10 protein-coding genes are annotated in these 12,258 nt (G+C 44.1%); 6 read left to right on the top strand and 4 right to left on the bottom strand.

Translation table 11 applies throughout. The features are described 5' to 3' along the window. The first annotated feature begins 65 nt into the window (after nt 1–65). Together FDP09_RS09480 and FDP09_RS09475 are read left to right on the top strand one after the other, a co-directional pair. On the top strand, nt 66–332 hold the full coding sequence (locus FDP09_RS09480) for a hypothetical protein (RefSeq protein WP_137402437.1): 267 nt from the start codon (nt 66–68) through the stop codon (nt 330–332). Nucleotides 333–648: 316 nt separating this feature from the next. Beyond that, a complete protein-coding gene (locus tag FDP09_RS09475; protein WP_137402436.1) occupies nt 649–1,563 on the top strand; it encodes a hypothetical protein in 915 nt (304 codons plus the stop codon). 4 nt (nt 1,564–1,567) lie between these two features. Here the strand turns inward: FDP09_RS09475 and FDP09_RS09470 are convergent, their stop codons facing one another. The 4 genes from FDP09_RS09470 to tsaD are packed head-to-tail and all read right to left on the bottom strand — an operon-like array spanning nt 1,568 to nt 4,370. Continuing rightward, complete coding sequence (locus FDP09_RS09470) at nt 1,568–2,083, bottom strand: HNH endonuclease (protein ID WP_137402435.1); 516 nt, start codon at nt 2,081–2,083, stop codon at nt 1,568–1,570. A 3-nt stretch (nt 2,084–2,086) separates the two neighbouring features. Next, nucleotides 2,087–2,896: a C40 family peptidase gene (locus FDP09_RS09465; protein WP_137402434.1), complete on the bottom strand. Its 810-nt coding sequence runs from the start codon at nt 2,894–2,896 to the stop codon at nt 2,087–2,089. Next, complete coding sequence (smpB, locus tag FDP09_RS09460) at nt 2,862–3,326, bottom strand: SsrA-binding protein SmpB (RefSeq protein WP_137402433.1); 465 nt, start codon at nt 3,324–3,326, stop codon at nt 2,862–2,864. The genes FDP09_RS09465 and smpB overlap by 35 nt, the downstream gene beginning before the upstream one ends. A 36-nt stretch (nt 3,327–3,362) precedes the next feature. Beyond that, nucleotides 3,363–4,370 carry a tRNA (adenosine(37)-N6)-threonylcarbamoyltransferase complex transferase subunit TsaD gene (tsaD, locus tag FDP09_RS09455; RefSeq protein WP_137402432.1) on the bottom strand — a complete coding sequence of 336 codons (1,008 nt, stop codon included), beginning with the start codon at nt 4,368–4,370 and terminating at the stop codon, nt 3,363–3,365. 6 nt (nt 4,371–4,376) lie between these two features. Between tsaD and FDP09_RS09450 the strand changes: the two genes are divergently transcribed. The 4 genes from FDP09_RS09450 to FDP09_RS09435 all read left to right on the top strand — a co-directional run bounded on the left by FDP09_RS09450 (nt 4,377) and on the right by FDP09_RS09435 (nt 12,254). Beyond that, nucleotides 4,377–9,068: a translocation/assembly module TamB domain-containing protein gene (locus FDP09_RS09450; protein WP_137402431.1), complete on the top strand. Its 4,692-nt coding sequence runs from the start codon at nt 4,377–4,379 to the stop codon at nt 9,066–9,068. An 88-nt stretch (nt 9,069–9,156) separates the two neighbouring features. Beyond that, the gene (locus FDP09_RS09445; RefSeq protein ID WP_137402430.1) at nt 9,157–10,452 is read left to right on the top strand and encodes a cryptochrome/photolyase family protein; all 1,296 of its coding nucleotides are present in this window, start codon (nt 9,157–9,159) and stop codon (nt 10,450–10,452) included. Next, a complete protein-coding gene (locus FDP09_RS09440) occupies nt 10,449–11,408 on the top strand; it encodes a Smr/MutS family protein (RefSeq protein ID WP_137402429.1) in 960 nt (319 codons plus the stop codon). The genes FDP09_RS09445 and FDP09_RS09440 overlap by 4 nt, the downstream gene beginning before the upstream one ends. A gap of 6 nt (nt 11,409–11,414) precedes the next feature. Further along, nucleotides 11,415–12,254: a hypothetical protein gene (locus tag FDP09_RS09435; RefSeq protein WP_137402428.1), complete on the top strand. Its 840-nt coding sequence runs from the start codon at nt 11,415–11,417 to the stop codon at nt 12,252–12,254. Nucleotides 12,255–12,258: the final 4 nt, after the last annotated feature.

Here is a 12,258-nt window from a genome sequence, read left to right as displayed (position 1 = left end):
AGTTGAGCCGGAACTATACCCCCCTGAGCCAAAAAAGGTATCGCTTCCTTATTACGGCCCTTGGTATGCCTGTTTTCCAGCCGATGGTGGAGGCCGTTAAAAAAGTGAGTTGGCTCGCGTCGTGGAACAGCGAGACCCACTCACTTTTAGGCCGTAGCCATCGGGTGGAAATTAAAATGGGTGACGGATCCCCGTCGCAGGGTAAATCCATGTTCCATTTTAAAAGGCAGACCACCGGCCTAGATTTTTTTCTTTCTTTTTTCATCAATGGAAAAAAGGAAAAGGATAAAATCCACAAAAATGGCCAAAGCCATACAGTTAAAGTCAAATAGAAAGGAAACTCCTAGCAGGTGAAAACAGGGAAATGACCTTAACTAAACGGCATTAAAACCAGGATATTATATAGATAATGAAAACAAAAAAATCGAGGGCTATATCAAAGACCTTGACTGGAAAAACACCCCGGATAGTTTTGATTTCAAACGAAATCAGCAAAGTAACCTAAGCTCAATCCCCATCGACTCCGCCAAAGAATTTGGAATCTATAATAAGAGCCGCTTTATAAGAAGTACTGTTGATATTGATCGCTCCAGTGACAACATATCCTCTCTAAGTGCCTCCCGCGCACCTTTATTTAAAAAGGAACGGTTGTTTTTAGAATTACTGGTAGAGGGAAAAGCAAACTTGTTATATTTTGAGGACAGCAATATCCGGAGATACTTTTACAGTGTTGATAACGATACCATAAAACAGCTAATCTACAAAAAATTCAGGTTTCAAAACCAACCATCCAAGTCAGGCAAAGAAACTAAAATAGGAACTAACAGCAGATTTAGACAGCAGCTATGGAGCGAGGTAAACTATCCTGAAATCACCCCAAAGGAGCTTGAGGGTATCGACTACAGAAACAAAGACTTAACAAATTACTTTAAGCATTACAATAACCGGAACAATGAGCTAAGGAATGTTTATCAAGAAAATCGGCAATCCGGTGATTTCAACCTTACCATACGGCCACGTATGGATATTGCAAACCTTAAAGTGGTAAACGATTCCCATTTAAAAGAAAACAATATTAACAATCATCTTTCAGCAGCTCTTGGGCTGGAACTTGAATATATTATGCCTGGCAATAATAGAAAATGGTCAATCTTCTTCGAACCGACATTTCGTCAGTTTAAAGAAACAACAACTATCGAAAGCACTAATGTTTCTGCAGGCATTCTGACCAGAGATGTGGAATATAACTCAATCGAAATCCCCATGGGACTGCGCCACTATCTATTTCTTCATGAAAAATCAAAATTATATATCAATGCGGCGTTGGTGATCGACCTAGGCTTCAATTCCTCGATTGTAGCCAAGCGTAAGGATGATAGTATAATTAATACTTATGACTATAAATTATCGAAAAGCAGTTTTGCCATCGGATTGGGGTATAAATACCAAGATAAAGTAAGCATAGAAACAAGATACCTAATGAAAAGAGGGCTAGTATTCGAAGAAATCCCTTATTCCTACTATAACGCCATTTCATTCATCCTAGGGTATTCAGTATTCTAAGTTTTCACCCTGTCTGTACGGCCTTGACACTTAAAAACGGTATCCATTCCGCTGCATTTCGCTCTGCATATTCTGTCAAAAAATAGGCTAAAGTGGGCTTAAAAGGCTTCTTACGCATCAACATCCCTACTTCCTCGGGGGTTTTGTCCCCCTTTTGGACATTGCACCGGTGGCAGGCCGTGATCAGGTTGGTCCAACTGCTTTTGCCGCCTTTCGAACGGGGAACTACATGATCTACCGTCAGGTGCTTGGGAGATCCACAGTATTGGCATTCGTTATCATCACGTCTGAAAAGGTTGCTGCGGGTCAGCAAAACACCCCGATAGGGAACATTTTTGTACTCATCCAAACGCACCACTGCCGGATACTTAAACTCCCTGTCTATGGTACGAATGCTCAGCAAAGGATAATCCGCTAGCACACTCACTTTTTCCAATAGCGTGAGAATCATCGCTTTCTGAACATTCACTACAGCGATTGGCGTATGATCCAGGTTTAGCACAAGTACCTTCTTTTCCATTTTTTATAACAAACTCCTGATATCCAAAACCCTATATAAGGGCGAATTGTTTCTTGCCATTATGGAGCCATCGAGCTTGATTTTATCCAATCTCACCAATCCCCACACATGAATCACCTGGTTTTCACCCACATATATTCCTGCATGATGAGGAATATCTTTGTTATTTCCAAATATTACAATATCTCCAAGTTGAATATTCTCTTCAGCAATGCTTTTCCCGACTTCGGTAAGTTTCGATATAAATTTTGGAAGTTTATAACCGGCCATCTTATAAGCCAATTGAATAAAACTTCCAGCCCCAATACCAAAAAAGCCCCTTCCGCCGGACAGAAAGGGCACATGCATAAATAACTTGGCCAGAGAAACAAGCTCCTCGCGGGTAGCCTTCTGCTTGACATGGCGGGCATTTCCTTTAAATCCCATTTGCCCTCCCATATCAAAAAGTTCACTTGATCCTATATGAAGATGGCTACCGGCTAAAATATAAATCTCCTCTCCTTGGTATTTCACGGTGGAAACGGGCGAGGTGACCACTTGATAATCCTCGTGATTATAAAAATCATAATCTTCTTCACTGATGCTATAGTGCTGTGCCCTGAGTATCCACCCGGTGGATGCCCCTTCAGCAGTCTTCACTTTCAACCATTTTTCGTCCCCAGTTACCCCCAGCACTTCATAGGTCTCGCCAAATAGCAGTTGCGTGATCAAGCCAATACCCCGTGATGGCTCCAGATACACGCTCATCAAGCTCATTCGGCAAATTCCAAATTGATGTTCAATAGGCCATTCGGTCAAGTTCTCGTTTTGCATCTTTCTTTTTAATATCCTGACGTTTGTCGTGTAGTTTTTTACCCCTACCAAGAGCTATCTCTACTTTTGCTAAGCCCCTGTCATTGATAAATATACGAACAGGAATTATAGCAAGCCCTTTTTCGGTCAATTTACTTTCTAATTTATCAAGCTCCTTTCGATTTAACAACAGTTTGCGCTCCCTTACCGCATCATGGTTAAAGTGAGCGGCCTGTGTATAGGGTGAAATATGCATTTGTTTGATAAACAATTCCCCTCTTTTAAAATAACAATAGGCTTCTTTCAGAGAGACTTTTCCTTCACGGATAGACTTGATCTCTGTTCCTTTAAGGGAAATCCCAGCGATATATTTGTCCAAAAACTCGTACTCAAAACTGGCTTTCCGATTTTTGATATTTACTATTTTACTAAATCTATTATCTTTTTTCATTTCTTCACTGATTACATAACTCCTACACTACTTGCCTCAAATCTTCATCTTGGCTACAGGACTCACATCGAGACCACAAAACTCCCCTTTCAAGAACTTATAATGCGCTGCCATGGCGATCATGGCAGCATTATCGGTACAATACTCAAACTTCGGCACGTAAACGCCCCATCCCAACTCATCGGCAAGGCTTGTCAGTGCTGACCGCAGCCCGGAATTGGCAGAAACGCCTCCCGCTATGGCTATTTCCTTTACCTTATGCTCTCTTGCTGCTCTTTTAAGCTTTTGCATCAGCATTTTGATAAGGGTAAACTGAACCGAGGCGCAGATGTCTGCCAAGTTTTTATCGATAAATTCCGCATCCTCTTTTAGCCGATCCCGCAGAAAATAAAGCACCGCAGTTTTTATGCCACTAAAGGAATAATTGAGCCCAGGCATTTCAGACAATGGAAACTGAAAAGCATCAGGGCTTCCCTCTTTGGCATATTTGTCCACCAGTGGTCCTCCCGGATAGGGCAGTCCCAGCAGCTTGGCGGTCTTGTCAAAAGCTTCCCCTACTGCATCATCCAGTGTTTCTCCGATCACTTCCATTTCTAAATAATCCTTCACCAGAACCAACTGCGTATGTCCACCACTCACGGTCAGGCAAATGAACGGAAAGGACGGCGTTGGCTCATCAATAAAGTGGGCCAAAATATGCGCCTGCATATGGTTTACATCGATCAATGGAATACCAAGCGAATACGCGAAGGACTTTGCAAAAGACACCCCGACCATCAAAGACCCCATCAATCCAGGCCCGCGAGTGAACGCCACTGCCGAAAGGTCTTCCCGTGATATGCCAGCAGTGGAAATAGCCTCATGAATGACCGGGATAAGGTGCTGCTGATGAGCCCTGGAGGCCAACTCAGGAACTACCCCTCCATATTTTTCGTGTACGGATTGCGTGGCGACAATATTATTAAGTATTTTGCCATCAGATATAATGGAGGCGGAGGTCTCATCACAGGAGGACTCTATAGCGAGTATATTAATATTCTTCATAATCCTTTGGAAAAGAAATCGAAAGTTACGGAATTTTTGCAGAAAGCATGGGGGGGAGCATCACGCATCTTGTCCGTTCCCTATGTTTTCTTTAATTTATTCCTGAAGAAAACCATCAGAAGGATACTAAAAGTTCTCGTTTATCTCCTCATCTTGTTTTTGCTTGTAGCAGGTTCTTTGCACATCCCTTTCATCCAAACCATTGCTTCCCAGTTTTTGGCGCAGCAGCTCAGCGAACGGACCGGCTTCGAGACCACCATCCAAAATGTCCATGTCCGCTGGTGGGATGCACTGAGTGTAAAGGGATTGACCGTCCGTGATCCGCAGGACAGCCTTATGGCCAACCTGGAAAGTGTGTACGTGGATTTTTCACCCTCCACTATACTGGATCCTGACCAGCCCGGTATCGATGAAATCCAACTAAAAGGTGGACAGCTCCGTTTTTTGACACATCATGGCAAACGGCTACCCAATATCTCCCATTTCATCAATGAACTGAACAGCCTTTTTGCTCCTAAAAAGAAAAAAACGGATGAAAGCAATAGTCAGTTTTCCATCAGCAGGATGTCCTTCGAAAAAGTTTCATTGGACATTATGGACTTCAGGAAGGACCCCATAGAAAATGGCTTTGACTATACCCGGCTCCGCTTTCGCAACCTCGTAGGTGGAGCAAGAGATTTCCTGTCAAAGGATGGGGAAATCTCCCTTGACATCAGGTACCTGAGAGGATTGGAAGCCAACTCTGGCGTGGAAATCCAACAGCTCCTCACCCGGTTTTCTTATTCTAAAACCGACATGGAATTTGAAGACCTTTTTTTCAAATCCAACCAGACAGTGGTCAAAAATTACCTGAAATTCAGCTACGACAGTGTCGGTTCCTTGAGTGATTTCAATAACCAAGTGACCATTGATGCCAGCCTGGACGAAGCTGTACTGGACATCAAAGACCTGAAATACTTCACCGATAATTTACCTGATTTTGACGATAGGATTTTCCTGAGCGGGGATGTCTCCGGGAAGGTCAGTGACCTGCAATCCGAAGAGCTTCTGATCCGATTTGGCAGAAGAAGTGCCTTGTTTGGTCAGTTTCAAATCGACGGACTTCCCAAAATTGACAGTACTTTCTTCCAGCTTTCCCTGGTCAACTCCATGCTCACCAGTGAAGACCTATCGCCTTACCTGGACATAAAAACCCGGCAGGAAATCGCCAAATTCAAGGACATTCACTTTGACACTGATTTCTCCGGTTACCTATCACGCTTTAGGACCACTGGTGAGTTCAGGACAGCCATAGGTAATATTTCCGGCAGGTTGGATTACCTGGTAGAAGAAAAGCAGCCCAGGTACTATGGCCAGCTCTCGGTCAAAGCGCTGGACTTGGGCATCCTCCTCAATGATCGAAAAACCTATCAAAAAGTATCCCTTAGCGGGGACATCCGTGGAAGTGGCACGAAACTGGAGTCCATACTTGTAAACCTTGACGCCAAGGTAAATAGCATCGGTATCAATCAATACAACTATAAAGGCATCACCACCAACGCCACCTTTGGTAAAGATTTGTTCCGTGGCCGACTGGCCATCAATGACCCTAATCTCAAGATGAAGGTCAATGGCACACTGGACCTGAGAAACGCCATAGACTCTGCAAGGCTTAACATGCAAGTGGACACTGCATTTCTCCAACAACTGAACTTTACCGAAGAAGAATACTTCGTCAGTGGTGGGGTCGAGCTGGACACGAAAGGTACTGATCTGGACAAAGTGGAAGGTATCGCCCGGTTCAGGGACTTACTGATAAGCCACCAAGGTCGAAACTTCAACATAGACAACTTCTTCTTCCAATCGGTCTTTGCGGACGAAACCAGAATGATCTCCCTAAATTCTGACTTGCTGGTGGCCAATATTTCAGGGAATTTCAAAGCGAAGGAAGTCGCTGGTGATATTCAGCATTTGCTCAGGGACTATGCGGACATTCTCACCAATTCGGAATTGGACAAATCCGATGAACGCAGCGACGGTCCCAACCAATACAATATCGACATCAACATGAGCCTGCATGACATCAACCCCATCCTGCAGCTCTTCGAACCTTCCCTTTACATTTCCAAAAATACCTCAGTGGAAGGAGCCTTTTACCAGACCTCCGAAAATACCATCTTTAACTTTTATGCGGGCATTGACACCATCCGGTATCACGACAAGCTCTTCCTCCAGAATGACCTGGATTTTAACACGGCCAAAATCAAGAATTCAAGGGAAGTGTTGGCGGCCTGTTATATCAACTCCAAAGAGCAACAACTGACCTCGGATATTGTCTTTAACAACCTCAGTATGGAAGCTATCTGGGATGAGTCTGCCATTGATTTTAATGTGGGCATAGATCAACTGAAAACCAACAGTTATGCGCAGATAGAGAGCCAAATTGAGCTATCAAAGGACCAAACTTCTATTGTCTTTGCACCTTCCAACATCAAGATATTGGACAATTATTGGGAGTTTGACCCTGAAAACTCCATCATTATTTCCCAGGACAGAATTGACGTGGACAACCTAAGGCTTTCCAACAACGGACAGTTTCTAGCCCTCAATGGACGAATCAACGAAAACCCAGACGAAATCCTGAGCTTTGAGATGAACGATGTCAACCTTGATTTCATCAATACTTTTGCGACCAGAACGTACAGTGGTACGGCTAATGGGATCTTTGCCTTCAACAATTTTATGCAAAAAACCGGGGCATATGGAAGCCTGACCTTGGACAGCTTGTCGGTCAATAACTTCCTAATCGGAAATATGGAGGCAGCCACTTATTTTGAAAACGACAAGATCAACCTCAGCCTGACCAATACACGAGAAGCACAAAAAAACATTGAAGTCACCGGCTTTATCAATACCCAAAACGACCAATTGTCGCTGAAAGGGGATTTCAGCAAAACCAAGCTTGACATCTTGGAGCCTTTTCTCTCAGACTACCTGACGGAATTTGGCGGGACAGTCTCTGGGGACATCGATGTATCAGGAACAGTGGGCCAGCCCATCGTACAAGGACTCGGCACGCTTACCGGTGGCACCGTGCTTGTCAATTACCTTAATACACACTATACCGTAGATGGCAACATCAACTTCACCCCTAATGAAATAAGTTTTAAAGGCCTTAACATCGCAGATCCCCAAGGAAACACGGCGCGAATGACAGGAGGTATTGCCCATGATGGCTTCAGTAATTTCATTTTGGACATCTCATCGAACCTAAACAACTTCCAGGTGCTGAACACTTCCCTTGAGGACAATAGCCTTTTTTATGGGACGGCCTTTGCCAGTGGCACCTTGGATATTTTTGGCGCTGCCCAAAACCTGGACATCACCGCAAAAGCTACCACACAGCCAAAAACGGAAATCTTCATCCCTTTGGGCGCTACCGAAAACCAAGCTCAGGAAGAGTTTATCAACATCATCAATGTCCGCGACACCACAAGGGAGATCAGCATCGAGGAGGCGGTGGAAAAACTGGAAATCAAGAATGTCCGGATGAATTTCGTACTGGACATCACTCCCGATGCGTACGCCGAAATACAAATAGACCCACGGACGGGTGAAAACATCCAAGGGCGGGGACGGGGAAACCTCACGCTGAACATTGATACTCAAGGCAATTTTAACATGACCGGAAATTATGAAATCGTCGATGCCAAGTACAACTTCTCCCTCTACAACATTATCAATCGACAGTTCAACATTCAACCGGGCGGTAGGATATCATGGTTTGGCGATCCCTATGAGGGAATAATGGACATCACGGCTACTTATAAGGAAAACGTTTCGCTCACCAGTTTGCAAAACAGCCAAACTTCCTCAGAGTTTGAAGATGCGCAGCTGTACAGAAGATATCCTGTCCAGGTGATCATGGACTTGGACGGGCCACTGATGTCACCGGAAATCAACTTTGACTTTGACTTTTCCGAATTCCCGGACGGTGAAGCCCAGACGACCATATCGGCCTTTAAAAATCGCATCGCCAATGACGAGCAGGAAAAAAACAGGCAAGTATTCTCACTTATCATGCTGCGGAGATTCTCTCCGGAAGGGCAGTTTAATAGTGCCGGAATAGGCTTTTCTAATCTCAGCCAGCTGGTATCCTCTCAGCTGAATGCGCTGATCTCCCAAGTGGACCAAAACCTGGAAATCAACATCGACCTGGCCTCCCTGGATGAAACGGCCTTGGAGACCTTTCAGCTGAGCGTCGCCTATACCTTTTTGGATGGCAGGCTGCGTGTTAGCAGGGACGGGAGCTTCACCGATCCCCAAGGAAATGCAGACCTGGGAAGTATCGCCGGGGACTGGCAGGCCGAATACCTCATTACCGATGATGGCCGCTATCGCATTCGCATTTATAACCGCAACAACTTTAACACCTTCACATCTCTCCAGCTTGCCGAACGGGTCAACACCTATGGTGTATCCCTTTCCCAGACACTCCTCTTCAGTTCATTCAAAGAACTCTTCCAAAACCTTGGCAAAAAGAAGAAAAAGGAAAGGCTGCTCATTAACGATTCGGATGATTTCCTCAGAGAAAATTACCAGGAAGAAAACAAGCTGCCCGATTCGGAAATGCCCAATACTCCTTCCGACTCCCTAAAAATAAACATCATCGAGACCAAACCCGAAGAGCAGTACATTGAAAAACAGCCAAACAATTAAGGAATATTTTAGGTTGTAAAGGGGAATGTAACATGCACCGACATCTTTGGCACCTCATCGCCTTCGGATACCTAAACCCTAGAGACAAATGAAAAATATCACGCTTTTTTGGATGCGGAGAGACCTGCGACTCGACGATAACACGGGATTGTTTTATGCCTGTCAGAATGAAAAAAATGTGTTGCCGCTATTTATTTTTGACACCGATATCCTGGACGAACTGGAAGACAAAACGGATGCTCGGGTAACGTTTATTCACCGCCAACTTAAGGGACTACATGAGCAGCTTCAAGCCAAGGGATCATCGCTTTTGATAAAAATCGGCAATCCATTGGCCATTTTCAAGCAGCTGGTGGAGCAACACGCTATCTCCGCGGTCTATACTAACAGGGATTATGAGCCATACGCCATTGCTAGAGATCAGGAAATCAGCGAATTGCTAAAGGAACGTAACATTGACTTTTTGGATTTCAAGGACCAAGTCATCTACGAAAAAAACGAAATACTTAATGAAAGTGGGGATTTTTATAAAGTCTATACACCTTATAAAAATACTTGGTTAAAAAAATTCAAGGCAAATCCCCCAACACTGCTTGAACCCAACCTCAAGCAGTTGCACCAAACCGACCCTTTCGATTTCCCTACGCTCAAGGAGCTGGGGTTCACCAAATCCGACATTGCCATTCCACCTTTGGAAATCAACAAGCCTATCATCCGAAAGTATGATGAAACGCGGGATTTCCCAGCGCAGGACAAGACATCACACCTTGGGATCCACTTGCGGTTTGGTACGATCAGCGTCAGAAAACTTGCCTTGGAAGCTGAAAAGCTAAACGAAACCTATTTGAGCGAATTGATCTGGCGGGAGTTCTTTATGATGATTCTGTTTCATACCCCTCAAGTAGTCACTGAATCCTTCAAGACAAAATACGACAAAATCCCTTGGCGTAACGATGAAAAAGAATTCGAGAAATGGTGCAAAGGAAATACGGGCTATCCTATCGTAGATGCAGGTATGAGGGAACTCAACACCACCGGACACATGCACAATCGGGTAAGAATGATTACCGCGAGTTTCTTAACAAAGCATCTTTTAATTGACTGGCGTTGGGGAGAAGCGTATTTTGCGAAAAAATTGCTGGACTATGAACTGGCGTCCAACAATGGCAACTGGCAATGGGCCGCAGGAACAGGCACCGATGCCCAGCCATACTTCAGGATCTTTAACCCAGAATCCCAAGTAAAGAAGTTTGACAAAGACCTCAAATACATTAAAAAATGGGTGAAGGAATTTGGCTCCGACCAATATCCATCCCCCATGGTAGATCACAAAAAAGCCCGCGAAAGGGCACTAAAAACGTATAAATCAGCATTGGACAAATGAACATCGGCGATAAGGTGCGGCTGCTGCACGGAAATGAAGAAGGTACGATCACCAAAATATCCGGAAACGGAAGGATCGAAATCGAAATAGAGGATGGGTTTAAAATTCCCGCCATGAAAAACGAGGTGGTCGTCATCCATCAAACTGAGAAAGCGTATTTTGGCGAAGAGAAAACCAGTACCCCTTCCAATGCAGAACCCCTTGCTTCTGTCAAAAGCCATCAGACCCAGACAGGGCTGTATATCAGCTATGTCCCACTAAACGACAAAGACCTCAGTGTCCACTTGATCAATAATACGGATAAGGATTACCTTTTTATGGCTTCTGAGGTCTTTGGTGATAACTCCAGGACCTTGGCCTCGGGAAATTTCTCCGCCAAGACCAGTCAAAAAATAGACGAAAAAGCCATTCCCCAGTTTGAAAAATGGCCAGAACTCTTTTTTCGCTTTATCCCCATAAACCACAAAGCCGAAAAGACCATGCTGGCTTTTGAAAAGAAGGTGAAATTTAAAGCCTCCTCTTTTTTCAAGAGCCAACAGACCGCACCGGTTACGGGCAAGAAAAGTTATCTGTTCCCGCTGGACCAGCAGACCAAATCACTGGACATCAACCAGCTCAACCAAGAACTGAACAAAGAATCTGAGCCAAAATCCGTAGAAAAACAATTCAAGCGTCCCGAAAAGGAAATTGACCTGCATATCGAAAAACTGGCAGATGACCATGAATTCATGAGCAACAGCGAAATGCTACGACTTCAGATGGAGACCTTTGAGAGGAATTTAAACTATGCCATCGCTTCAGGAATGGACGAAATTTCATTTATCCATGGCATAGGCAATGGCATTCTGCGGAAAGAAATCCACAAATACCTCAGCCAATTGGAAAATATTAAGTACTTTCAAGATACCCAAAAGAACCGCTTTGGATATGGTGCTACCCTTGTACGTATAAACTAAACGCCCATGCAGGTTCAAAACGTCTCCCCCGTTTTCCAATCATTTGACCAACATTACACGTTGGCAAAAAAGCTATTCACCGATTTGGCCAAGTTCTTTAAGTCCAAAAAGGCCGTGGAGCTGGAAGAAAAGTTGATTTTCCTCGAAATTTATATTGAGCTAATAAGCCGAATTCACTTTAAGGAAGAAAAGCTTAAGTTCACCCTTTTTGGCCCATATAAAGCCCTTTTTAAGAGCCTCAAGAAAGTTTTACACATCAAGCTGGTGACGCAGGCATTGGAGGAAGAGACAGAAAGCACTGGAATTCAATTTGCCAGTTACAAAAAAAAGTTGTGGAAGGACAGGGATGGCATTTATGCCACCGCATACGATGAGATTTTAGCCACTCCTACTAACATCTGGGAAGAACTTTACAAACAGGCATTTGACCACAGCAAGCAACTCCGGCCGCTTCAGATCAACACCGCTACCACCCAACTGATCAACGAGGAACTGGCTTTTTTTAAATTTGACAGTGAACAACAGCTAGAAGCAAAAGAAATCAAGGACATTTACGAAGGCCTGCAGCTAATTATCAGCTTGGAAAATATCCGTATGGTATCAGGTTTAAACCCCACTTTTACGGACCCCATCCATACCTGCATGAATGACCTCAGCCAGTTGCTGTACAAGTGGTACCAAAACCATCTCTTTCTTCAGCACCTCACCTTTAGCCTTTCGAAAGCAGAAAATATACCTTCCAAAAAATATCAATCACTCCTGAAGAAACTAAAAAGCAACAAAAAAAAGCTGACCGCCAAAGCAGTCAGCCAATGTCAACACCTATTTTCCGATATTTTGGGATAGGAAC

The sequence above is a fragment of the Echinicola rosea genome (genome assembly GCF_005281475.1).
Classification (GTDB): domain Bacteria; phylum Bacteroidota; class Bacteroidia; order Cytophagales; family Cyclobacteriaceae; genus Echinicola; species Echinicola rosea.
Note: the sequence above shows the minus strand (reverse complement) of the source record. Positions and strands in the feature narration are given on the sequence as shown.

Coding starts and splice junctions, on each gene's coding strand:
- FDP09_RS09480 (WP_137402437.1), top strand. CDS start 66: ATGCCTGTTTTCCAGCCGATGGTGGAGGCCGTTAAAAAAGTGAGTTGG.
- FDP09_RS09470 (WP_137402435.1), bottom strand. CDS start 2,083: ATGGAAAAGAAGGTACTTGTGCTAAACCTGGATCATACGCCAATCGCT.
- FDP09_RS09465 (WP_137402434.1), bottom strand. CDS start 2,896: ATGCAAAACGAGAACTTGACCGAATGGCCTATTGAACATCAATTTGGA.
- smpB (WP_137402433.1), bottom strand. CDS start 3,326: ATGAAAAAAGATAATAGATTTAGTAAAATAGTAAATATCAAAAATCGG.
- tsaD (WP_137402432.1), bottom strand. CDS start 4,370: ATGAAGAATATTAATATACTCGCTATAGAGTCCTCCTGTGATGAGACC.
- FDP09_RS09445 (WP_137402430.1), top strand. CDS start 9,157: ATGAAAAATATCACGCTTTTTTGGATGCGGAGAGACCTGCGACTCGAC.
- FDP09_RS09440 (WP_137402429.1), top strand. CDS start 10,449: ATGAACATCGGCGATAAGGTGCGGCTGCTGCACGGAAATGAAGAAGGT.
- FDP09_RS09435 (WP_137402428.1), top strand. CDS start 11,415: ATGCAGGTTCAAAACGTCTCCCCCGTTTTCCAATCATTTGACCAACAT.